This is a genomic window from Micromonospora sp. CCTCC AA 2012012, assembly GCF_040499845.1.
Taxonomy (GTDB): domain Bacteria; phylum Actinomycetota; class Actinomycetes; order Mycobacteriales; family Micromonosporaceae; genus Micromonospora; species Micromonospora mangrovi.
In genome coordinates this window covers 430,569-452,508 of the sequence record NZ_CP159342.1, presented here as the reverse complement: position 1 = coordinate 452,508, position 21,940 = coordinate 430,569, and the positions used below count along the sequence as shown (strand labels likewise).

Annotated in this window: 21 protein-coding genes; 14 read left to right on the top strand and 7 right to left on the bottom strand. The window is 76.4% G+C overall.

All coding sequences use genetic code 11. The annotated features are described in order from the left end of the window. Positions 1-382 precede the first annotated feature (382 nt). From ABUL08_RS02160 to ABUL08_RS02150, 3 genes are all read right to left on the bottom strand, one after another. On the bottom strand, positions 383-2,287 hold the full coding sequence (locus tag ABUL08_RS02160) for a DNA polymerase Y family protein (protein WP_350933977.1): 1,905 nt from the start codon (positions 2,285-2,287) through the stop codon (positions 383-385). Continuing rightward, complete coding sequence (locus ABUL08_RS02155) at positions 2,284-3,033, bottom strand: hypothetical protein (RefSeq protein ID WP_350933975.1); 750 nt, start codon at positions 3,031-3,033, stop codon at positions 2,284-2,286. Before ABUL08_RS02155 ends, ABUL08_RS02160 begins: the two co-directional genes overlap by 4 nt. 158 nt (positions 3,034-3,191) lie before the next feature. Further along, positions 3,192-3,641, bottom strand: a complete 450-nt coding sequence (locus ABUL08_RS02150) for an SAV_6107 family HEPN domain-containing protein (protein ID WP_350933973.1) — start codon at positions 3,639-3,641, stop codon at positions 3,192-3,194. A gap of 513 nt (positions 3,642-4,154) precedes the next feature. Here ABUL08_RS02150 and ABUL08_RS02145 point away from each other — a divergent pair. The 10 genes from ABUL08_RS02145 to ABUL08_RS02100 all read left to right on the top strand — a co-directional run bounded on the left by ABUL08_RS02145 (position 4,155) and on the right by ABUL08_RS02100 (position 12,830). Then, positions 4,155-5,552 (top strand): ferredoxin reductase family protein, encoded by a 1,398-nt coding sequence (locus tag ABUL08_RS02145; RefSeq protein WP_350933971.1) that lies wholly within the window; start codon positions 4,155-4,157, stop codon positions 5,550-5,552. A 20-nt stretch (positions 5,553-5,572) separates the two neighbouring features. After that, the gene (locus tag ABUL08_RS02140; protein ID WP_350933969.1) at positions 5,573-6,076 is read left to right on the top strand and encodes an FMN-binding protein; all 504 of its coding nucleotides are present in this window, start codon (positions 5,573-5,575) and stop codon (positions 6,074-6,076) included. Positions 6,077-6,081: 5 nt separating this feature from the next. Continuing rightward, positions 6,082-6,864, top strand: a complete 783-nt coding sequence (locus ABUL08_RS02135) for an FAD:protein FMN transferase (protein ID WP_350933967.1) — start codon at positions 6,082-6,084, stop codon at positions 6,862-6,864. Between the two features lie 48 nt (positions 6,865-6,912). After that, positions 6,913-7,503, top strand: a complete 591-nt coding sequence (locus tag ABUL08_RS02130; RefSeq protein ID WP_350933965.1) for a DinB family protein — start codon at positions 6,913-6,915, stop codon at positions 7,501-7,503. Positions 7,504-7,564: 61 nt separating this feature from the next. Beyond that, on the top strand, positions 7,565-8,053 hold the full coding sequence (locus ABUL08_RS02125) for a YbaK/EbsC family protein (protein ID WP_350933964.1): 489 nt from the start codon (positions 7,565-7,567) through the stop codon (positions 8,051-8,053). Beyond that, the gene (locus ABUL08_RS02120) at positions 8,050-8,784 is read left to right on the top strand and encodes a monooxygenase (RefSeq protein ID WP_350933962.1); all 735 of its coding nucleotides are present in this window, start codon (positions 8,050-8,052) and stop codon (positions 8,782-8,784) included. Before ABUL08_RS02125 ends, ABUL08_RS02120 begins: the two co-directional genes overlap by 4 nt. Then, a complete protein-coding gene (locus ABUL08_RS02115; protein WP_350933961.1) occupies positions 8,781-9,347 on the top strand; it encodes a GNAT family N-acetyltransferase in 567 nt (188 codons plus the stop codon). Before ABUL08_RS02120 ends, ABUL08_RS02115 begins: the two co-directional genes overlap by 4 nt. Continuing rightward, on the top strand, positions 9,344-10,207 hold the full coding sequence (locus tag ABUL08_RS02110) for a carotenoid biosynthesis protein (RefSeq protein ID WP_350933959.1): 864 nt from the start codon (positions 9,344-9,346) through the stop codon (positions 10,205-10,207). The genes ABUL08_RS02115 and ABUL08_RS02110 overlap by 4 nt, the downstream gene beginning before the upstream one ends. After that, the gene (locus ABUL08_RS02105; protein ID WP_350933957.1) at positions 10,204-11,331 is read left to right on the top strand and encodes a glycosyltransferase family 2 protein; all 1,128 of its coding nucleotides are present in this window, start codon (positions 10,204-10,206) and stop codon (positions 11,329-11,331) included. The genes ABUL08_RS02110 and ABUL08_RS02105 overlap by 4 nt, the downstream gene beginning before the upstream one ends. 11 nt (positions 11,332-11,342) lie before the next feature. After that, on the top strand, positions 11,343-12,830 hold the full coding sequence (locus ABUL08_RS02100; RefSeq protein WP_350933955.1) for a phytoene desaturase family protein: 1,488 nt from the start codon (positions 11,343-11,345) through the stop codon (positions 12,828-12,830). Positions 12,831-12,980: 150 nt separating this feature from the next. On the opposite strand, the gene ABUL08_RS02095 is transcribed toward ABUL08_RS02100, so the two are convergent. Together ABUL08_RS02095 and metF are read right to left on the bottom strand one after the other, a co-directional pair. Beyond that, positions 12,981-13,670: a CDP-alcohol phosphatidyltransferase family protein gene (locus ABUL08_RS02095; protein WP_350933953.1), complete on the bottom strand. Its 690-nt coding sequence runs from the start codon at positions 13,668-13,670 to the stop codon at positions 12,981-12,983. 46 nt (positions 13,671-13,716) lie between these two features. Further along, a complete protein-coding gene (gene metF / locus ABUL08_RS02090) occupies positions 13,717-14,634 on the bottom strand; it encodes a methylenetetrahydrofolate reductase [NAD(P)H] (protein WP_350933951.1) in 918 nt (305 codons plus the stop codon). Positions 14,635-14,854: 220 nt separating this feature from the next. Between metF and ABUL08_RS02085 the strand changes: the two genes are divergently transcribed. Next, positions 14,855-16,264: a transcriptional regulator gene (locus ABUL08_RS02085; protein ID WP_350933949.1), complete on the top strand. Its 1,410-nt coding sequence runs from the start codon at positions 14,855-14,857 to the stop codon at positions 16,262-16,264. A 9-nt stretch (positions 16,265-16,273) separates the two neighbouring features. Then, positions 16,274-17,356, top strand: a complete 1,083-nt coding sequence (locus tag ABUL08_RS02080; RefSeq protein WP_350933948.1) for a polyprenyl synthetase family protein — start codon at positions 16,274-16,276, stop codon at positions 17,354-17,356. 42 nt (positions 17,357-17,398) lie between these two features. Here the strand turns inward: ABUL08_RS02080 and ABUL08_RS02075 are convergent, their stop codons facing one another. After that, positions 17,399-17,788, bottom strand: coding sequence for an Rv2175c family DNA-binding protein (locus tag ABUL08_RS02075; RefSeq protein ID WP_350933946.1), 390 nt, complete (start codon positions 17,786-17,788; stop codon positions 17,399-17,401). Positions 17,789-17,952: 164 nt separating this feature from the next. Here ABUL08_RS02075 and pknB point away from each other — a divergent pair, with 164 nt between their 5' ends. Both pknB and ABUL08_RS02065 read left to right on the top strand, forming a co-directional pair. Beyond that, positions 17,953-19,935, top strand: coding sequence for a Stk1 family PASTA domain-containing Ser/Thr kinase (gene pknB, locus ABUL08_RS02070; protein WP_350933945.1), 1,983 nt, complete (start codon positions 17,953-17,955; stop codon positions 19,933-19,935). Further along, entirely contained in the window at positions 19,932-20,795 is an 864-nt protein-coding gene (locus ABUL08_RS02065) for a deoxyribonuclease IV (RefSeq protein WP_350933943.1), read from the top strand. Before pknB ends, ABUL08_RS02065 begins: the two co-directional genes overlap by 4 nt. A 92-nt stretch (positions 20,796-20,887) precedes the next feature. Here the strand turns inward: ABUL08_RS02065 and ABUL08_RS02060 are convergent, their stop codons facing one another. Continuing rightward, complete coding sequence (locus ABUL08_RS02060; RefSeq protein WP_350938441.1) at positions 20,888-21,907, bottom strand: threonine aldolase family protein; 1,020 nt, start codon at positions 21,905-21,907, stop codon at positions 20,888-20,890. Positions 21,908-21,940: the final 33 nt, after the last annotated feature.

Sequence of the window (21,940 nt, the reverse complement as noted above, 5' to 3'; positions counted from 1 at the left end):
TCCTCGCCAGGCCGGTGTCAGAGCCGGCGCGGGACGGCGGGTACCCGTGCGTCGCCTACGAACCTGATGGCAAAGATGAATCAGAAGGTCGAAGATCACGGCCGACTCACCGGAGGTCAGCGGCGATCCATCTGTGTAATCACGTTCGTAGCGTCCGTCGGGTGGGGTCTCACCCGACCCACGCCCCACCACCGACCGGCGTCTCCCCGCAGACCGGCACCCGAGCAAGGACCGGCACGCAGCCACCGACCAACGCCCAGCCGCAGGCCAGCTCCCAACCGCGGAGCGTCCCCCGACCGCAGACCGGCGCCCCACCACAGACCGGCGCCCAGCCGCCGACCAGCGCCCAGCCGCCGACCGGCGCCCAGCCGCCGACCGGCGCTCAGTCATAGATCGCCTCCACCAGCCACTGGCCGCCCTCGACCGCCAGCAGCAGGGCGGCGCCGTCGGCCAGGCTGACCTGGAACCGGGCCCGCCGACGGGCCTCGGCCGGCGCCCACCAGCGCTCGTCCACCGGCCACGGGCCGACCCACCCGACGATCTCCGCCGGCCGGCCCGTGCCGACCACCAGCCGGGCGGGCGGGGCGCTCACCGCCAGGCGCGCGCTGACCACGACCGGCTCGCCGGTGGCGTCCCGCACGGTCGCGGCGAGCGGAGTGGGCAGCACCACGGCCGGCGCGGGCGGCGGCAGACGCCCCGGCCACGGCGGCACCTCCGCACCGGCCACACGGCCGGCTGCGGCCCGCCCGCGCCGCGCCACCCCCCGCCCCACCCCGCCCCGCTCCTCGCCGCCGGCACCCGGAACAGCAGGAAGACCCGCGGCGGGGGCAGCAGGAAGACCGGGGGCGGGGACGGGTCGGTCGGGGGCGGCAGGAAGACCGGAGGCGGGGACGGGCCGGTCGGGGGCGGCAGGAAGACCGGAGGCGGGGACGGGCCGGTCGACGGCGGCAGGAAGACCGGAGGCCGGGACGGATCGGTCGGGAGCGGCAGGAAGACCGGGGGGCGGGACGGGTCGGTCGGCAGCGGTGATCGGCGCGGCGGGCAGTGGCGGCGGGCCGGGGCGGGCGGGCAGCCGTTCGTCGCCCCACGGCACCAGGCGCACCTGGTCGGCCGGGGACCGACCGCCGCCGAGCACGGCGGTCAGCACCGCCTCGGGGCCGAGGATGCCCTGCACCCGGCTCAGCGCACGGTGCGCCCGCTCCCGCTCCTCACCGGCCTCCCCCCACAGTCCCGGTTGCAGGCCGGCCTGGGCGAGCACTCCGTCGGGGACCAGTCGCAGCCGGATGATCCCGGCGGTCGGCCGGGCCGGGCGGGCGCCGGCGCGACGGTTGCCGCCGGAGAGCCAACCGTCCAGTTGCCAACGCACCCGGTCGGCGATGGCGGCGGCGGTGAGCAGCCCGTCGTGCCGCCAGACCCGGTGCAGCTCCTGGCCGTGCGCGGTGACCGCCTCGATGCCGAGCCGGGTGCAGGCCAGCCCGTGCGCGGCGAGCCGCTCGTGCAACTGCTCGGCCAGGGCCCGGGCGGCGAAGGCCGCGGCGTCGACCCGCTCGATCGGCTCGTCGTGGTCGGCCGTGACGGCCAGGTCGGCCGGGGGGTGCCGGACGGCGAGCGGCCGGTGGTCCCGACCGGCCGCGAGCCGGTACGCGAGGGCCCCGTCGAAGCCGAACCGGGCCAGCACGTCACCGGCCGGCAGCGCGGCGAAGTCCCCGAGGGTGCGGATCCCCAGCCGGCGCAGCAGATCGGCCAGGGCCGGCCGGCCGAGCGCCTCGACCGGCAGCCCGGCCAGGAATCCGGGTGTCCCGCCGGGCGGCACCACCCGGCCGTCCCGGGCGGCCAGCCCGGCGGCGAAGACCCCGTCGGCGATGCCGACCTGACTCTCCACCGCGCAGCTCTGGGCGACGTGTTCGATGATCCGTTCGGCCGCCGCCTCCTCGCCCCCGAGATAGCGGCTCGGACCACGGGCGGCCAGCGCACAGGCCCCCGGACGGACCACCTCGACCCCGGCGGCCACCTCCTCCACGGCGGCGACCACCGGCTCGAACGCCCGGGCGTCCCGGCCGGGATCGTGCTCGACGACGGTGAGCTGCGGGCAGCGCCCCTGCGCCTCCCGCTTGCGCAGCCCTCGGCGCACCCCCTCGGCGCGGGCCCGCTCCGAACAGGCGATCACCCGGTTGGCGTGCAGCACCACGACCGGGTCGGTGGCGGGCACCCCGTCGACGATCTCGGCGGCGAGCACCGGCCAGTCAGGGCACCAGAGCAGCAGCGTCCGTACCGGGGTGGTGGTCATGTCGGGCCGACCAGGGTGAGCGCGCCGCGGCGGGACGGGGCGGCGAGGGCGGCCCGGGCGGCGGCGCCGACACCGGTCGCCCGGGGGATGACGCGGGTGAGCCCGTCGCCGGGCAGCCAGACCTTGATCTCCTTCGGCCGGGCGGCCGCCCCACGGCCCCGCGCCGAGACGGTGACCTCCCGGCGGCGCAGCCGTCCCCGGCCGGCTCCCAGCCCCTCCCAGACGCCCCGGACCACCTGCAGCGTGACGTCGGCGCCGTCCCAGCGGCCGTACGGGACGAGCACGCTGCCGCGCTGCCGGGCCCGGGCGGCCAGCCGGTCGGCGACCGAGGCGGAGACCGTGGCCGGGACGGCGGTGACCACCACGTCCACCCCGTCGATGAGGGCGGCGACGACGGTGGGCCACTCGGGCCCGGGGTGCGGCACCAGGGCGAGCCGGTCCAGGGCGATGCCGGCCTCGGCCGCCGCCCCGGCGCCGAAGGTGGGGACGCCGACCACGGCGCACCACGAGCCGGCCCGGGACGCCTCGGCGAGCAGCGCGAGGAGCAGGGAGGTGCCTCCGCTACGGCGGGGCTGTCCGACGCCGACCGCGATGGTGCTGCCGCGCCGCAGGCCACGGTTGGGCAGCAGGCCGGTCAGCTCCGGCAGGACCGGCAGCACCCGGTGACCGCCCGCCGGATCGGGTGCGCTCGCCGGACGTACCAGCCCGGCCAGTGCGGCGGAACCGACCACCATGCGGCCCGCCATCGGACCTACCCCCCGTCGTGTGTCGCCACGGGAACGGATCCCCGTGCTGTGCCGTGTCGCTGTGCTGCAGGTGGTGCCGGGTCCGGGTCAGGTCTGCCGGACCGGAGGCGACGCGTCCGGCCCGGCGGGCTTCCCACCGCCGGACCGGACGCGTCGGGTCAGGCGGCCAGCCCGTCCAGGGCCGGCTGGTGGGCCAGGCCGAGCGAGGCCTCCACCACCGTCACGAACTGCTCGGCGGAGCGGAGCAGGTCGTCGGCCTCCCGGGCGGTGACCACCCGGGGGATGCCGGCCTCGGCGGCGGCCCGCTTGCCGGCGCCGGCGGCGAAGTAGCGCGCCCACTCGTCGAGCTCGGGGGCGACGGTGGAGAGCAGGACCCAGACGCTGGTGACCCGGTTGCGCCGGCCGGGGGCCGGTCGGGCACGGGCGGCGAGCAGGGCGGCGGCGGCGCGCAGCGCGGCGAGGTGGGCGGCGGCGTAGCGGAGGCCGTCGGGGCGGGTCTGGGCGGCCTCGGTCAGCCCGTGCCGGGCCACGGCGAGCAGCTGGGCGGGGGTGCGGTGCGGCAGCACGTGCGCCGGCACCGTCGGTGCCTGAGCCGGACTGGTCGGCATGGGACTGTCTCCTCCACGTGACCGAGGCGGGCGCGCCGCCCGGCGGATCGGATCCGCCGGTGCGAGGCGCCCGGGGCGGGTGGTGCGGAGGAAGGCGCACCGTGTGGGGCCGGCCGGGTGTGGAGCTTCCCCACACCACACCCGGCCGGCGTACCGGCGGGTCCGTCGCCCGCCGCCCGGGGGTCGTGGGCGGCGGACGACGATCCTGCCTGACGGGGCCGGACTCGCGACTGTCCGGCGCCCGGTGCGGTCCGCGGAACCGCACCTGCCGGGACCGGTGCCGCGAAACACCCGCACCCGGCGGTTGGAACGAGCGTACGACTCAATCGAACACTCGTTCTAACTACCCCGACAGTACACCTCCCCTCCGACGAAAATGCAACGTGTGACGCGCCGGGACACGCCGGAGGCGAACCGGATTCCCAGCCGGCGCACAGCAGCGGCAAAGGCGTCCCCGAGGTGGTCACCCCAGGGTTGACCCATGAACGTCAGCCGTACCGAAACGACCGCCCGGTGACCGCCGCCGTCGCCGACCGGCGCAGCACCCGTCGTACCCGTCCGGTGACACCCGGCTGGTGGGCCGACGTCGCGGGCAGCGCAGCCGTGCTCAGCCTGCTGGTCGTCACCGCGCTCTGGACCGCCGACCGGGGGGTGCAGGAGCTGGTCGGCGGCCTCGCCACCGGGCTCACCTCGGCCGGCCGGCTCGCCGGCCTGCTCAGCGCCGACCTGATGCTCATCCAGGTGGTGCTGATGGCCCGGGTGCCGCTGATCGAGCGGCGCTTCGGCCAGGACCGGATCGCCCGCTGGCACCGGCTCGCCGGCTTCACCTCCTTCCACCTCCTCCTCGCCCACGTGGCGCTGACCGTCCTCGGCTACGCCGGCACCGCCCGGCAGGGCGTGCTCGCCGAGACCTGGGACCTGGTCGTGTCGTACCCCGGGATGCTGCTGGCCACCGCGGCGCTGGCGCTGCTGGTGCTGGTCGTGGTGACCTCGGTCCGGGCGGCCCGGCGCCGGCTGCGCTACGAGTCCTGGCACCTGCTGCACCTGTACGCGTACCTCGGCATCGCCCTGGCGCTGCCGCACCAGCTCTGGACCGGGGCGGACTTCCTCGCCTCCGCCGCCGCCCGCGCCTACTGGTGGACCGTCTACCTGCTGGCGCTGGCCAGCGTGCTGGTCTGGCGGCTGGGCCTGCCGGCCTGGCGCTCGCTGCGGCACCGGGTCGAGGTGGCCGCGGTGGTCCCGGAGGCCCCCGGCATCACCTCGGTCTGGCTGCGCGGACGCCACCTGCACCGGCTGCCCGCCCGGGCCGGGCAGTTCCTCCTCTGGCGGTTCCTGGACGGCCCCGGCTGGTCCCGGGCGCACCCCTACTCGCTGTCGGCGCCGCCCACCGGGGACCTGATGCGGATCACCGTCAAGGACCTCGGGGACGACAGCTCCCGGGTGACCACCCTGCGCCCCGGCACGAAGGTGCTGATCGAGGGGCCGTACGGGCGGCTGACCGGGGAGCACTGGCGCGGCGGCGGGCTCACCATGCTCGCCTGCGGCGTCGGGATCACCCCGCTGCTGGCGCTGCTCTGGGAGCTGCCGTACGCCCCGGGCGAGGCGGTGCTGCTCTACCGCGCGCGTACCGAACAGGAGCTAGCCTTCCGGGCGGAGCTGGACCGGCTCGCCGCGGAACGCGGCGTGGTGGTGCACCTGCTGGTCGGCCCCCGGGCCCGGCGGCCCGCCTGGCTGCCGACGTACGCCGAAGGGCTGTCCGACGCCGACGCCCTGCGTCGGCTCTCCCCCGGCATCGCCGGTCACGACGTCTTCCTCTGCGGTCCGGACGGCTGGGTGGACGCGGCCCGCGCCGCGACCCGCGCGGCCGGGGTGCCGGACGCGCACCTCCATCACGAACGTTTCGCCTGGTGACAGGCGCGAAAGGAGGATCCGTGCGACGGATCACCATCTGGCTGCTCTCCACCGTGGCCGCCCTGGTCCTGCTGTTCAGCTACAAGACCAGCACGATGGGCCCCGGCGGGGAGAGCAGCGCCATCGCCTCCGGCGGCACGGGCACCGGCTCGTGGAGCGGGACCTACCCCGGCACCGACCCGGGCTCCACCGACACCGGCTCCGGCACCAGCGCCGGCACCGGGACCGGCTCCGGCTCCACCGGCAGCGGCACCGCCACCGGGTCGGTGGCGCAGACCCGGTGGGGTCCGGTGCAGGTGCGGATCACCGTCTCCGGCGGGAAGATCACCGACGTGGTCGCCGTGCAGGTGCCCGACGGCAACCACCGGGACCAGGAGATCAACGACTACGCGGTGCCGATCCTGCGGCAGGAGGCCCTGGCCGCGCAGAGCGCCCGGATCGACACCGTCTCCGGCGCCACCGTCACCAGCGACGGCTACCAGGAGTCCCTCCAGGCCGCGATCGACGCGGCGCACCTGAAGTGAGGACCGTGGAACTCGACCGGCGCGCCTGGGTGGTGCAGGTGATGGGGCTGCCGGTCAGCGTGCACCTGCGCGGCCCCGAGGTGCGTACCGACGCGGTGGCGCAGCGGGTGGAGCGGGTCTTCGCCGAGCTGCGGCAGGTCGACGCGGTGTTCAGCACGTACCGGCCGGAGAGCGTGCTCGGCCGGCTCGGCGGGGCGGTGCCCGACCCGGCCACCACCGCCGACCCGCTGGTGCGCCAGGTGGTGACGCTCTGCGGGACGGCCCGCGCGCGGACCGCCGGCTGGTTCGACGCGCGCCACCTGCCACTGCCGCTGGGCGGCACCGGCTTCGACCCGTCGGGCCTGGTCAAGGGGTGGGCGGTGGAGCGGGCCGCGCGGCACCTGGGCGACCTGCCCGGGCACGACCTCTGCCTCAACGCCGGCGGGGACGTGCTGCTGCGTACCGGGTCGGGTCGGCCGGGCTGGCGGGTCGGCGTCGAGGACCCCGGGCGGCCCGAGCAGCTGCTCGACGTGCTGGAGCTGACCGGCGGCGCGGTCGCCACGTCGGGCACCGCGCGGCGCGGCACGCACATCCTGGACCCGTGCGCCGGCCGCCCCGCCCGGGCCGTCCGGTCGGTCACCGTGGTCGGCCCCGAGCTGCTCTGGGCCGACGTGTACGCGACCGCGGCCGTCGCCCGGGGCCCGGACGCGCTCGACTGGCTGACCACCCTGGACGGGTACGCCGCCCTGCTGGTGGACGCCGCCGGTCGGGTCCGGGCCACCCCGAACTGGCCCGGTATCGCCCGATGAGGTCTCCCGGCCCCCACCGACCGCCCCGCAGCACGCAGACTGACCGGCATGGCTGACATGGACGATCCGAAGACGGTGCTGCGCCACTACCTCCAGGCGTCCCGCGACGACCTGATCTGGAAGCTCGACGGGCTGAGCGAACGCGAGGCGCGGCTGCCCCGCACCCCGACCGGCACCAACCTGCTGGGCATCGTCAAGCACTGCCTCAACGTCGAGGCCGGCTACTTCGGGCCCACCTTCGGGCGCGAGTTCCCGACGCCCGACGAACTGCTCCCCCTGTCGGCGTACGACGAGGACCCGCAGGCGGACTGGTACGCGCGGGAGGACGAGACCAAGGACGGCCTGATCGACCTCTACCGTCGCGTCGGGACCTTCGCCGACGAGACGATCGAGCTGCTGCCCCTCGACGCCCCGGGGCGGGTGCCGTGGTGGCGGCCGGGCGCGCAGGACGTCACCCTGCACCGGATCATCGCCCACGTCCTGGTCGACCTGGCCCGGCACGCGGGGCACGCCGACATCCTGCGCGAGCAGCACGACGGGGCGGTCGGCTGGCAGCGGGAGACCAGCAGCCTCCCCGACGGCCACGACTGGCCGGCGTACGTGGCGAAGCTGACCGCGCTCGCCGACCGGTTCGGCTGACCGGGCGGGACACGGCGTGGGTGGGTGCGGGCCGGCCGGGCCCGGCGGGGAGAATGGGGGCATGCAGCCACACCCGAACGTGCAGGCGGTGCAGCGGGCGCTCGACGACGCGGGCGCCCGGGACGGCTCGGCCGGCGCCAGCCAGGTCCGCCTGCTGCCCGACGCGGTCCACACCGCCGCGGCGGCGGCCGAGGCGCTCGGCGTCGACGTGGGCGCCATCGCCAACTCGCTGATCTTCGACGCGGACGACGCGCCGCTGCTGGTGCTCACCTCCGGCGCGCACCGGGTGGACACCGCCGGCCTCGCCGCGACCCTCGGGGTCACCCGGCTGCGCCGGGCCACCCCCGAGTTCGTCCGGGAGCACACCGGCCAGGTGATCGGCGGGGTCGCCCCGCTCGGCCACCCCCGGCCGCTGCGCACCCTGGTCGACACCGCCCTCGCGGCGTACGACGAGGTGTGGGCGGCCGGCGGGGTGCCGCAGGCGGTCTTCCCGACCACGTACGCGGAGCTGCTGCGGATCACCGCCGGAACCCCGGCCGACGTGGCGTGAGCGACGTCCCCGAGCTGGTCACGCTGCACGTGTGGCGGATTCCCCTTACCGCCGTGCCCGGGGCGCTGGCCCGGATGGCGCGGCACCCGCGCCGGCTGCGGCACACCCCCGGCGTACGGTTCGGCAAGTTGCTCGGCACCGGGACCGGCACCGGCTTCGGCCCCGGCGACGCCGACCTGACCCGCTGGGCCGCCCTGGTGGCCTGGGACTCCCCAGCCGCCGCGGCCGGCTTCGACGCCTCCCCGGTGGGCCGCTCCTGGGCCCGGATCGCCCACGCGTCCGCCCGGGTCGAGCTGCGCCCGCTGACCAGCCGGGGCGAGTGGTCCGGCCGGCGACCCTTCGGCGACCCGCCCGGCGGCCGGGTCGACGGGCCGGTGCTCGCGCTGACCCGGGCCCGGCTGCGGCCCCGCCGGGCGGTCACCTTCTGGCGGGCGATCCCGCCGGTCGCCGCCGCCCTGCACGCCGCCCCCGGCCTGCTCGCCCGGTTCGGTGTCGGCGAGGCGCCGCTGGGTTGGCAGGGCACGGTGAGCGTGTGGCGGGATCCGGCGGACCTCGTCGCGTTCGCGTACCGTCACCCGGAGCACCGCGCCGCCATCGCCCGCACCCCCACCGAGGGGTGGTACGCGGAGGAACTCTTCGCGCGGTTCGAGGTGCGCGACGTGGTCGGCGACCGGACGGTGCTGGGTTGGGTCGCCGACGGCGACGCGGAAGAGGCGAGAGGACACGCATGAGGTTGGTGCGGTGGACGCCGGACGATCTGGTCCGGCGACTGGACGACGTGGTGGCCGTCTACGGCGAGGCGATGGGCTACCGCGCCGACCTGCTGGAGGCCCGGCGCGGCTACATCGCCACCCACGTCCGCCGCCCCGGCTTCCGGGCCGTCGCCAGCCTCACCTCCTCCGGCCAGCTGGCCGGCTTCGGGTACGGCTATCTCGGCGCCCCCGGGCAGTGGTGGCACGACCAGGTGCACCGGGCGCTCGACGGCACCGCCCGGCGGCGCTGGCTGACCGACTGCTTCGAGGTGGTGGAGCTGCACGTCCGCCCGCCCGCGCAGGGGCACGGCCTCGGGGCCGGCCAGTTGCGCGCCCTGCTCGGCCTGGCGGAGGGGACGACCACCCTGCTCTCCACGCCCGAGGCCGACGAGCAGCAGTCCCGGGCGTGGCGGCTCTACCGCCGGTTCGGCTTCGTCGACGTGCTGCGGCACTTCCACTTCCCCGGTGACGAGCGCCCGTTCGGCGTGCTCGGCCGGGACCTGCCGCTGCCCCCACCCGCCCCGGAACCGGCCGCGCCGTGAGCCGACGGCTACTGCCCTGGGCGCTGCTGGCCGTCCTGATCCTCGCCCAGATCTGCTATCCGCTCACCACCGGCGCCACCCGGGCCGGGCTGACCGTGGCCACCGTCGTCCTCGGCTGGCTGCTCTCGGTCGGGCACGCGCTGCTCAGCCGGGGCGCGCGGACGGCGGGGGCGCTGGTCGCGGTGGCCACCGGGGGTGGCTTCGCGATCGAGGCGCTCGGGGTGGCCACCGGCTTCCCGTTCGGCAGCTACGACTACTCCGGCGAGCTGGGGCCGAAACTGGCCGGGGTGCCGTTGATCATCCCGCTGGCCTGGACCTGGATGGCCTGGCCGGCCTGGCTGGCCGCGGTCCGGCTCACCCGCCCCGCCCCCGGGTCGGCCGGGGACCGGCGGGGACCCGGGTGGGGGGACCGGCTCGGTCGGGTCGCGCTGGGCGCGGTCGGGCTGGCCGCCTGGGACCTCTTCCTCGACCCGCAGATGGTGGCCGAGGGGTACTGGCGGTGGCGGGACGCCGTCCCGGCGCTGCCCGGCCTGCCCGGCATCCCGGTCAGCAACTACCTCGGCTGGCTGCTCTTCGCGGTGCTGCTGATGAGCGCGCTGCGTCCCCTCGCCGGCCCGGCCGTGGACGCCGTCGACGGGCGGGACGCGCCGATGTTCGCGCTCTACCTGTGGACGTACTTCTCCAGCGTGCTGGCGCACGCGGTCTTCCTGCGGCTGCCCGCCTCGGCGGTCTGGGGCGCGGTCGGCATGGCGGTCACCGCCGTACCGCTGGCGGTCACCCTGCTGCGGGCCCGCCGCGACGACGCCGGACGGCCCGCGCCGCACCGCCCGGCCCGCGCCGGCGCCGACGCGCCGGCATGACCGCCGTCCTCGCCCTGCTGGTCGTGCTCGCCGCGCTCACCGGCCACACCTGGGTGAACGCCACCCGCTGGCTGCGCCGCCCCGGCGCCGGCCCGGTGGAGGTGACCGAGCCGGTGGCGGTGCTGCTGCCGCTGCGCGACGAGGCCGACCGGGTCACCCCGTGCCTGCGGTCGCTGCTGGCCCAGCAGGGGGTTCGCAACCTGCGGATCGTGGTGCTCGACGACGGTTCCGGCGACGGGACGGCCGACGTGGTGCGCGCGGTGGCCGGCGACGACCCGCGACTCACCCTGCTCACCGGGGTCGCCCCGCCGCCCGGCTGGCTGGGCAAGCCGCACGCCTGCTGGCAGCTCGCCACCCGGACCGACCCGGCCGTCACCGTGCTCGCCTTCGTCGACGCCGACGTGGTGCTCACCCCGTACGCCGTCGCGGCGGCGGTGACCGAGCTGCGCGCGGCGCGGGCGACGCTGCTGTCGCCGTACCCGAGGATCCTGGTGCGGACGGCGGCCGACCGGCTGGTGCAGCCGCTGCTGCAGTGGTTGTGGCTGACCTTCCTGCCGCTGCGCGCGATGGAACGCTCACCGCGGCCCTCCCTCGCGGCGGCCGGTGGGCAGTTCCTCCTCGTCGACCAGGCCGGCTACCTGCGGGCCGGTGGGCACGCGTCGGTCGCCGACAAGGTGCTGGAGGACATCGAGCTGGCCCGCGCGGTCAAGCGCGCAGGCGGCCGGATCGCCCTGGCCGACGGGTCGGCGCTGGCCTCCTGCCGGATGTACGAGACCTGGCCGCAGCTGCGCGACGGCTACACCAAGTCGCTCTGGGCCTCCTTCGGGCACCCGCTCGCCGCCGCCGTCGTGGTGACCCTGCTGCTCCTGCTCTGGACCGCTCCCCCGCTGGTGGCGGTCGGGGCGCTGGCGGCGGGCGCGCCGGCGGTGGCCGGCGCCACGCTGGCGGCGTACGCGCTGGGCGTCGCCGGGCGGGTGGTCAGCGCCCGGGCCACCGGCGGGCGGGCCTGGCCCGACGCGCTGGCACACCCCGTGTCGGTCGTGGTCCTCGGTTGGCTGACCCTGCGGTCGTACCATCTGCGGAAGCGGCGGCGCCTGTCCTGGCGAGGCCGCCCGGTCAGCTAGGAGGACGTGGCATGGCGCGGATCGTGGTCATCGGCGCCGGCGTGGGTGGGTTGGCCACCGCCGCCCGGCTGGCCGTCACCGGGCACGAGGTCACCGTCTTCGAGAGCGCCGACACCGTCGGCGGCAAGCTCGGCCGGTACGTCCACGACACGCCGGAGGGGACGTACCACTTCGACACCGGGCCGAGCCTGCTCACCCTGCCCCAGGTCTTCCACGACCTGTTCGAGGCGACCGGCGCGAAGCTCGACGAGTACCTCGACCTCACCCCGCTCGACCCGATCGTGCGGCACGTCTTCCCCGGCGGCGGGCCCGCCCTCGACTCCTGCGCCGACCCGGCCGAGTTCGCCGCCCGGATCGGCGCCGCCCTCGGCGACCGCTCCGCGGCCGACTGGCAGCGGCTCTGGCAGCGCGCCGCCCGGGTCTGGGCGGCCTCGCACCGGGACATCCTGCGCCGCCCCATCGACTCCCCCCGCGACCTGGCCGGCCTGGCCTGGCGGCTCGGCGACCTCGCCGCCATCGGCCCCGGCCGCACCCTGCGCGGACTGGGCCGCCGGCACCTGTCCGACCCACGGCTGCGGATGCTGCTCGACCGGTACGCCACGTACACCGGCGCCGACCCGCGCCGCGCCCCGGCCGCGCTGGTCGCCGTCCCCTACGCCGAGCTGGCGTACGGCGGCTGGTACCTGCGCGGCGGGCTGGGCACCCTCGCCGACGCGCTGCTGTCGCGCTGCCTGGACCTGGGCGTGGTCGTGCAGACCGGCACCCGGGTCACCCGGATCGACGCCGTGGGCGGCCGGGTCCACGGGGTACGCCTCGCCGGCGTCGCCGCGCCCGTCCCCGCCGACGCGGTGGTGGCCAACGTCGACGCGCTCACCCTCTATCGTGACCTGCTGCCCAGCCCGCGCCGGCTGGCCGGGCTCACCGACCGCAGCCTGGCCGGCTTCGTGCTGCTGCTCGGCGTCCGCGGCGACTCGGGGCTGGCCCACCACAACGTCTTCTTCCCCCGCGACTACGACGCCGAGTTCGACGCCGTCTTCGGCGACCCGGGGCGGGGAATCCGGGCCCGACCGGCGCTCGACCCGACCGTCTTCGTCACCGTCGCCGACGACCCGACGGTCCGCCCGGACGGGCACGAGGCGTGGTTCGTGCTGGTGAACGCCGCCCGCCACGGCACCGCCGCCGGGGCGGTGGACTGGCGCCGGCCGGGGCTGGCCGAGGCGTACGCCGACCGGATCCTCGACGTGCTCGCGGAGCGCGGAATGGACGTCCGGGACCGGCTGGTGTTCCGGGAGATCCGCACCCCGGCGGACCTGGACACGGCGACCGGCGCGCCGGGCGGGGCGATCTACGGCACCGCGGGCGGGCTGCTCCGCCCGGCCAACCGGGGCCCGGCGGCCGGGCTCTGGCTGGTCGGCGGCTCCAGCCACCCCGGCGGCGGACTGCCCATGGTCACCCTCTCCGCCGAGATCGTCGCCCAGGACATCGGCCCCGCCTGGTGACCTGACCCCCACGCCCCCCGCCCCGAAAAGGGGCTCTTCTCCCGAAGAGCCCTCTCCTGCCGCACAGGAGGGGCCTCTTTCCCGGAAAGAGTGGCCTCCGGGACGCGGAAGGCCACTCTTTCCGGGAAAGAGTGGCCGCCGGTTGACCGGTCAGCCGGCGTCGATCAGGGCCCGGCGGACGGCGGAGAGGAGCTGGCCCAGGCCGAAGCCGGCCAGCAGCACCCAGACCGTGGTGGCCATGGTGATGGTCCCGGCGGTCAGGTCGACGTCGATCAGCCCGGCGAGCCCGGCGACCAGCAGCCCGACCAGGGCCACGCTGACCCGGGTGGGGCGCTCCCCGACGGTCACCGTGCCGATCTCGCGCATCCCCGCGGCGACCGCGCGGGCGCGCACGTACTCGTGCAGCCAGGAGAGGCCGCCGGCGGCGGCGACCAGCGCGCCCGGCGCGCCGAGCAGCCAGAACGCGGTCAGCCAGGCGGCCTCGCCGAGCCGGTCGGCGACCGAGTCGTAGACGTAGCCGAGGCGGGTGGTCCGATTGGTGGCCACCGCCACCGCGCCGTCGACGCTGTCCGCGACCGCGGCGAGCAGCACGAACAGCGCCCCGAGGATCGGCCCGTCGCCGGTCCGGCCGACCAGCAGCGGCACGCAGAAGCAGAGCAGCACCCCGACCACGGTGACGGCGGTCGGCCCGACCCGGAGCCGGCCCAGCACGAACCCGACGTGGTACGCGAAGCGCAGCCAGGCGCGCACCACCGGCGCGGCCGCCCGCGGGTCGAACCCGCCGTGCAGCCGCGCCCACGCCGTCGCGTACTGGTCCCAGTTCAGCTGTGTGCCCACCACGGGAACAACCGTAGAAGGGCGCTGCTGGTGTCGGCGGGACGGGTGGTCACACCCGCGCGCCGGCCTGAAGCTGCTGCCAGACCTCGCGGGTCGCGGTGGAGCGGTTGAGGGTGATGAAGTGGATCCCCGGCACGCCCTCGGCCAGCAACTTCGCGCACATCTCGCCGGCCTGCTCGATGCCGAGCCGGCGGACCGCCTCCGGGTCGTCGGCCACCCGCTCGAACCGCGCGGCCAGGGCGGGCGGGAACGGCGCCCCGGAGAGCTGCACGGAGCGCTCGATGGTGCCGATCTGGGTCACCGGCATCACCCCGGCCAGGATCGGCGTGTCGCAGCCGGCCGCCGCGACCCGGTCCCGCAGCCGCAGGTAGTCGTCGGCGTCGAAGAACATCTGGGTGATCGCGAACTCGGCCCCGGCCCGACACTTGCGGACGAAGTGCGCGGTGTCGGTGGCCACGTCCGCCGAGCGCGGGTGCTTGTACGGGAAGGCGGCCACCCCGACGCTGAAGTCACCGGCGTCCCGGACCAGCCGGACCAGGTCCTCGGCGTAGTGCACGCCCTCGGGGTGGGGCACCCACTCGCCGCCCGGGTTGCCCGGCGGGTCGCCCCGCACGGCGAGCACGTTGCGCACCCCGACGCCGGCCAGCCGGCCGATGACGTGCCGCAGCTCGGCGACGGAGTGGTTGACGGCGGTCAGGTGCGCCATCGGGAGCAGGGTCGTCTCGGTGGCGATCCGCTCGGTGACCGCGACCGTGGTGTCCCGGGTCGAGCCGCCGGCGCCGTAGGTGATCGAGACGAACGAGGGGCGCAGCGACTCCAGCTCGCGGATCGCCTGCCAGAGCAGCCGCTCGCCCTGCGCCGTCTTGGGCGGGAAGAACTCGAACGAGAAGGTCGGCTGACGGTCGCGGATCAGCTCCCCGATCGCCGGTTGGGGATTGGGGAGGACCGAGGGGAGACCGAGCGCCACGCACCGACTCTAGCGGGCATCGGCCGCGGTCCCCACGAGCTTCCCAGCCGTCGGGCACCGCGGAGCGTCGTACCCCGGGGGTAGAACGGGGAACAGCGCGGTGGGCCGGCCGAAGGGCCGGTCCGGGGGCCCGTGCGGGGGTCAGCACGTTCCGGCGACGCGCCGGTCGGTCCAGCCGGACGGCCGTGTCGTCACCCGCGCCGACGCCCTCGGAGGACCGATGACCCCGTTCCCGCCACCCGGTCCGCGCCTGCTCGGGCCGCTCCTGGCGCAGCTGCGGCTGGCCCGCGGCTGGAGCCAGCAGCGGATCGCCGCCGAGCTCTGCGCCGCCTCCGGGGTGCCCACCCTGACCCGGCACGAGGTCTCCCGGTGGGAACGGCAGCTCCGGCTGCCCGGCGACTTCTGGCTGGGCTGGCTCACCGTCGTGCTCGACGTGCCCGGCGGGCTGCTCGCCGACGCGGCGGCCCGCAGCCGCCGGTGGGGCGCCCCGGCGGGGGCGGTGGGCGGCCCGCGGTCCCGCTCCCGGGCGGCCCTGCTCACCCTCGCGCACCGCTGGCTGGCCGATCCGACCGGCGACCTGCTCGGTGGCCCGCCGTGGCGCCCGCTGCCGGTTTCGGCGGACCCGGACCCGGGTGGCACCGGTCTCCGGTCCGGTCCCGTCCGCCCGGTGGCCGAGGAGCTGGCCGAGCTGCGTCGCTGGGACGACCTGTCGGGCGGGGCGGACCTGGCCGGTCACGGGCGCCGCCGGCTGCGCCGCACCGCCCGGGCGTTCACCGACGCCGGGCCGGACGAGCGCCGCCGGCTGCTCCCCGTCCTCGCCGAGGCGGCCCAGCTCAGCGGCTGGCTGAGCGCCGACGCCGGCGACCCGGCCGGCGGGCTGGACGCCTACCGGCTGGCGCTGCGGGCGGCCGGCGCCGCCGGTGACCGGGCGCTGGGCGGACACGTGCTCGGCTCGGCCAGCCACCTGCTCGCCGGCCTCGGCGACGTCGACGGGGCGCTGACGCTCGCCCGAACCGGATACGCCGGCTCGCGCGGCGCCGCCTCACCGGGGCTGCGGGCGCTGCTGCTGCACCGGGTGGCGCTGGCCGCCGCGCTGGGCGGGCGACGGCGCGCCGCCCGGCAGGCGCTGACCGCGGCCGGCCGGCTCACCGGGCCGGACCCGGGGCGGGAACCGGCCTGGCTCTACTGGCTCGACGACGCGGAGCTGGCCGCGATGACCGGTCGGACGCTGGTCGCCCTCGACCGACCGGGACCCGCCGTGCCGCTGCTGGACCCGGTCGCCCGGGGGCGGGGCCGCCCGCGCCGCGCGGCCGTCTACGGCGGCTGGCTGGCCCGCGGCCTGCTCCAGCTCGGCGAGGTGGAGCAGGCCTGCGCGGTGGCCGGCGAGGCGCTGCTCGACGCGGTCCGGTCCGGTTCGCCCCGGGCGGCCGGTCAGCTCACCGACGTCCGCCGCCGGCTGGCCGCGCACCACGACGAGCCGGCGGTACGCCGGTACGCCGCACAGCTCACGGCCGCCGGCCCGTGGCTCCCGGTCGGGGCCGGCCGGCCGACCCGTCGACGGGGTCCCGGACGGACGCCACGCGCGGCACGCCGACCCGGCGACACGACGCGACCACCGGGGACCGGCTAGCGTCGTGGCGTGACCCACGCTGCTCCCGTCTCCCCCGTCGACCGCGCCGGCCTGCGCCAGCGGATCGACAAGGCCCTCACCGAGTTCCTCGCCGGCCAGCGCAGCTGGATGGCCGACGTCGACGACGCGCTCGCGCCGGTCGCCGAGGCGATCGAGGCGTTCGTGCTCGGCGGGGGGAAGCGGCTCCGCCCCGCCTTCGCGTACTGGGGTTACCGGGGTGCCGGCGGGGTCGACAGCGACCAGGTGGTGACGACCCTCGCCGCACTGGAGTTCGTCCAGGCGAGCGCCCTGATCCACGACGACCTGATGGACCGCTCGGACACCCGGCGCGGCGAGCCGGCGGTGCACCGGCGGTTCGCCACCCGGCACCGCGCGGCCGGCTGGGGCGGCGACCCGGACGGCTTCGGCGACGCCGCGGCGATCCTCCTCGGCGACCTCTGCCTGGTCTGGTCGGACGAGCTGCTGCACTCCGCCGGCCTCGACCCACGGACGGTGGCCCGGGCCCGCCCGGTCTTCGACGAGATGCGGACCGAGGTGACCGTCGGGCAGTACCTGGACGTGCTGACCCAGGCCACCGGCGACACCTCGCTGGAGCGGGCCGGCAAGGTCGCCCGCTACAAGTCGGCGAAGTACACGGTCGAGCGGCCGCTGCTGCTCGGTGCCGCGCTGGCCGACGCGCCGGCCGAGGTCCGGGCGGCCTACTCGGCGTACGGGCTGCCGCTGGGCGAGGCGTTCCAGCTCCGCGACGACGTGCTGGGCGTCTTCGGCGACCCCGCGCAGACCGGCAAGCCGGCCGGCGACGACCTGCGCGAGGGCAAGCGGACGTACCTGGTCGCGGCGACGCTGGAGGTGGTCGACGGGGCGGGCCGGGAGCTGCTGCTGGGCGGGCTCGGCGATCCGGGGCTGGACGCGGCCGGGGTGGAACGGCTGCGGGAGCTGATCAGCGGCAGTGGGGCGTTGGCCCGTACGGAGCAGCGGATCGGCACGCTCACCGAGGGCGCGCTGGCCGCCCTCACCACGGTCGACCTGGACACCGAGGCCCGGCAGGCCCTGGTGGACCTGGCGATCGCCGCCACCCGCCGCACCGACTGATCCCGTGCGGGGTCGGCGACGTACCGCCGACCCCGGGACGGGTCAGAAGCCGAGGGCCTGGGCGCGGCGCTTGACCTCGCGGGCGAGGTCGCCACCGAGGGCGACGGCCGGGGTGCCGGGGAGGCTCGGGTCCTCCTCGTAGAGCCAGCGCAGCGCAGCCTCGTCGTCGTAGCCGGCGTCGGCGAGCAGGTTGAGCACGCCGGGCAGGTGCTTGAGCACGATCTGGTTGGCCACCAGGTCGGCGGGGATGCGGCGGACGCCGTCGCGGCGTACCGCGATCAGCTGGCGGTCCCGGATCAGCTGGTGGACCTTGCTGATCGGCAGGTCGAGCCGCTCGGCGACGTCCGGCAGGGTCAGCCAGGCGGCCGGGTCGGCGGGTCCGGGCAGGTCCGCGCCGGTGGCGGCCGGGTCGGCGGGTACGGAATCGGTCACCCAACCACCCTGCCACGTCCGCTCCCCCGGCCCGGCAACGGCACCCCCACCGGCCGGGGTCGGCCCGTGCCGGTCGGGGCGAGCGCGGCGGGACCGGGCAGGTCGTACCCCGGCTGTAGCATCCTGTTCAACCTTCACCCTCTGGACACATAGACTGCCTGCCGATGGACACACAGGTCGCCGACACGTTGCTGGGCTCGCTGATCGACGGGCGCTACCGCATTCGCGGTCGCGTGGCCCGTGGCGGCATGGCGACCGTGTACACCGCCACCGACGAGCGCCTCGAGCGCACCGTGGCGGTCAAGATCATCCACCCGACCCAGGCTCCCGAGGCGCGCGCCCGGATGGCCGGCTTCGTGGAACGGTTCACCGACGAGGCGAAGACCATCGCCCGGTTGACCCACCCCAACGTGGTCGCGGTCTACGACCAGGGCACCCACGACGGCCTGCCCTACCTGGTCATGGAGTACGTCCGCGGTCGCACCCTGCGCGACGTGCTCACCGAGCGGCGCCGGCTCGCCCCGGACGAGGCCCTCGCGATCGCCGAGCAGATGCTCGCCGCGATCGCCGCCGCGCACCGGGCCGGCCTGGTCCACCGGGACGTCAAGCCGGAGAACGTGCTGGTCGCCGAGGCGCCAACCGGCGGCGTGGCGAACCTGGTCGACAGCGTGGTCAAGGTGGCCGACTTCGGGCTGGCCCGGGCCGTCGAGGCGAGTTCCGAGGAGGAGAACGGCAACCAGCTGATGGCCACCGTGGCGTACGTCGCCCCGGAGCTGGTCACCGAGGGGCGGGCCGACGCCCGCACCGACGTCTACTCGGCCGGCATCGTCCTGTTCGAGATGCTCACCGGCCGGGTGCCCTTCGACGGGGACCGGCCGGTGGACGTCGCCTGGCAGCACGTCGACCGGGACGTACCGGCCCCCTCGACGCTGGTGCCCGCGCTGCCGAGGTCGCTGGACGACCTGGTCGGCCGGGCCACCCGGCGGGACCCGGGCGCCCGGCCCACCGACGCGGGCGCGCTGCTGGCCGAGGTGCAGGTGGCCCGCGACGAGCTGGGCCACACCAACTCGCACACCGCCGTGCTGCGCCGGGTCGGCGACGATCACCCGGTGGCCGAGCCGACCATGGTGGTGTCGGCGGTGCGCCCCGTCGAGCGACCCGCCTGGGCCCGGCTCCCCGAGGGCGACGGGCAGCGTCCGCACCGACGTCGGGCCGCCACGGAGGACGCCGGCCTCGGCACCCGGCTGGCCGGTCTGCGTACCCGGGTGATGGGTTCGCCCCGCGGTCGGCTGGCGGTCGCCGCGGCGGCCATGGTGCTCGGCCTGGTGGCCGCGCTCGGCGGCTGGTGGTTCGGGGTGGGCCGCTACACGGTCGCCCCCCAGCTGGTGAGCCTGACGAAGGCCGACGCCGAGGCGCGGGCGGCCCGGGCCGGTTTCACGCTGAAGTACGCCGACCCCCGGTACGACGAGAAGACCCCCCGGGACACCGTGCTGGGCCAGCAGCCCGGGTCGGCGGCCCGGATCGTCAAGGGCGGCACGATCACCCTGACCCTCTCCCTCGGCCCGGAGCGGCTGCCCGTCCCCGACGTGGTGGGCAAGGACTTCGAGCTGGCGCAGGCCGAGCTGACCGACGCCAAGCTGGTGGTGGCGAAGGGCCCGTCCCGCTATGACGACAACCTCCCGGCGGGCGTGGTGCTGGGCACCGACCCGAAGGTGGGCACCACGGTCAAACCGGGCACGAAGGTCACCGTGGTGCTCAGCAAGGGCCGGGCGCCGATCAGCGTGCCGAACCTGGTCGGCAAGAACGTCGCCGAGGCGCGGGCCGCGCTGGCGCAGCTCGGCCTGACCCCCGTCGAGACGTACAAGGACTCGGACAAGCCGAAGGACGAGGTCCTCGGTCAGAGCCCGGCCGACGGCACCGGTGTCGAGAAGGGCACCCAGGTCAAGCTGGAGCTCAGCAAGGGGCCGGCGCAGGTGGTCGTCCCCCGGGTCGTCGACCTGCCCTGCCAGCAGGCCAAGCAGGTGCTGGAGAGCCAGGGCTTCCCGGTGACCATCCAGCTCAACCCCAACGGGGTGGCCCGCTTCCAGAACCCGGGCGAGAACACGCCGGTGCCCCCGGGCACCCCGGTCACCCTGACCTGCCTGTGACCGGGCAGCAGCGGCGGGTCGGCTCGCACACCCCCACCGCCGGCGGCCTGGCCCGGTCGGTCCTGCCGTACGTCGAGGCGGCCGGCTCCGAGGTGGTGCAGGTCTACGTCTCCAACTCGCGCGGCTGGGCGCTGCCCCCGGGCGACCCGGCGCAGGACACGCTGTTCCGCGACGGGTGCGGCGAACGGGACGTGCCGGTCTACATCCACGCGTCCCTGCTGGTGAACCTCGGCTCCCCCACCGCGAACACGGTCGAGCGGTCGGCGGAGACCCTCGCGCACGCGCTGCGCCGGGGCGCGGCCATCGGCGCCCGGGGCGTGGTGTTCCACGCCGGCAGCGCCGTCGACGCCGGCCACGCCGAGACGGCGATGCGGCAGCTCCGCGAGGTGCTGCTGCCGCTGCTGGACAGCACGGCGGCGACCGGCGGCCCGATGCTGCTGGTCGAGCCGAGCGCCGGCGGGGGCCGGTCGCTGGCCTCCCGGGTGGAGCAGCTCGGCCCCTACCTGGACGCGGTGGACCGGCACCCGGCGCTCGGGGTCTGCTTCGACACCTGCCACGCCTGGGCCGCCGGGCACGACCTGGCCGCCGAGGGTGGCATGACCGCGACGCTGGACACCCTGGTGGAGACCATCGGGCCGGGGCGGCTGCGGCTGGTGCACGCCAACGACTCGAAGGACCTGTGCGGCTCCACCCGGGACCGGCACGAGAACATCGGCAAGGGCACCATCGGTGAGCCGGCCTTCGCCGAACTGATGCGCCACCCCGCCACCGCGGGCATCCCCATCGTGGTGGAGACCCCCACCGAGAAGCACGTCGGCCACGCCGCCGACATAGCCACCCTCAAACGCCTCCACCCCTGACCGCCCCGCCCCGCGAGGTTGATCAAGAGGTTTGCGTCACCCAGGCCGCGCCGCCTGACGCAAACCTCTTGATCAACAAGCCCGGAAGGGGGTCAGGCGCGGAGGAGGCGGGTGAGGGTGTCGGCGGCGCGGTCGATCGCGGCGTCGTCGACGTCCAGGTGGGTGACCAGTCGGGCGGTACGCGGGCCGAGCACCGAGAGCAGCACCCCCTCGGCACGGGCGGCGGCCGCGAGGGCCTTCGCGTCCAGCGGATGCTTGGTGAGGTCCAGCGGCACGATGTTCGTGCGGACCGCCGTGGCGAGCACCCCGAACGGGGCCACCGCCTCGGCCAGCCGGGCCGCCTTCGCGTGGTCCTCGGCGAGCCGCTCGACGTGGTGGGCCAGGGCGTACCGGCCGGCGGCGGCGAGAACGCCGACCTGCCGCATGCCGCCGCCCATCCGCTTGCGGACGAACCGGGCCCGGGCGATCTTCTCGGCGCTACCCACGACGAGCGAGCCGACGGGCGCGCCGAGCCCCTTGGAGAGGCAGACCGACAGCGTGTCGAAGAGCGCGCCGTAATCGGCCAGGGGCACCCCGTCCGCGACGTGGGCGTGCCAGATCCGCGCGCCGTCGCAGTGCAGGGCCAGGCCGTTGTCGTCGGCGACGCGGCGCAGGTCGCGCAGGGTCGCCAACGGGATCACCCCGCCACCGCCCCGGTTGTGCGTCTGCTCCACGGCGATGGCCCGGGTCGGGACCGCGAAGTAGCCGTCGGGCCGCACCATGCCGGCGACCACGTCGGGGTCGAGCTGCGCGCCGACCGCCGGCCACGTCCGCGACGAGATGCCGCCGTACGCGGCCGCCGCGCCGATCTCGTACGTGACGACGTGCGCGTCGGCGTCGCAGAGCAGCTCGTCCCCCGGCGGGACGACGAGCTGGAGGGCGATCTGGTTGGCCATCGAGCCGGTCGGGGCGAACAGCGCCGCCTCGTGCCCGAAGAGCGCGGCGACCTCGGCCTCCAGCGCGGCGACGGTCGGGTCCTCGCCGTAGACGTCGTCGCCGACCTCGGCGGTGGCCATCGCCTCCCGCATCCCGGCCGTCGGCCGGGTCACCGTGTCCGACCGCAGGTCGATCAGGTCGGCACTCCTCGCGTCAGCCACGGCGTTCCT

Excerpts from the sequence above, each read along its gene's own strand:
- ABUL08_RS02160 (WP_350933977.1), bottom strand. The coding sequence starts at position 2,287 with ATGACCACCACCCCGGTACGGACGCTGCTGCTCTGGTGCCCTGACTGG.
- ABUL08_RS02155 (WP_350933975.1), bottom strand. The coding sequence starts at position 3,033 with ATGGCGGGCCGCATGGTGGTCGGTTCCGCCGCACTGGCCGGGCTGGTA.
- ABUL08_RS02150 (WP_350933973.1), bottom strand. The coding sequence starts at position 3,641 with ATGCCGACCAGTCCGGCTCAGGCACCGACGGTGCCGGCGCACGTGCTG.
- ABUL08_RS02130 (WP_350933965.1), top strand. The coding sequence starts at position 6,913 with ATGGCTGACATGGACGATCCGAAGACGGTGCTGCGCCACTACCTCCAG.
- ABUL08_RS02125 (WP_350933964.1), top strand. The coding sequence starts at position 7,565 with ATGCAGCCACACCCGAACGTGCAGGCGGTGCAGCGGGCGCTCGACGAC.
- ABUL08_RS02115 (WP_350933961.1), top strand. The coding sequence starts at position 8,781 with ATGAGGTTGGTGCGGTGGACGCCGGACGATCTGGTCCGGCGACTGGAC.
- ABUL08_RS02105 (WP_350933957.1), top strand. The coding sequence starts at position 10,204 with ATGACCGCCGTCCTCGCCCTGCTGGTCGTGCTCGCCGCGCTCACCGGC.
- ABUL08_RS02100 (WP_350933955.1), top strand. The coding sequence starts at position 11,343 with ATGGCGCGGATCGTGGTCATCGGCGCCGGCGTGGGTGGGTTGGCCACC.
- ABUL08_RS02085 (WP_350933949.1), top strand. The coding sequence starts at position 14,855 with ATGACCCCGTTCCCGCCACCCGGTCCGCGCCTGCTCGGGCCGCTCCTG.
- pknB (WP_350933945.1), top strand. The coding sequence starts at position 17,953 with ATGGACACACAGGTCGCCGACACGTTGCTGGGCTCGCTGATCGACGGG.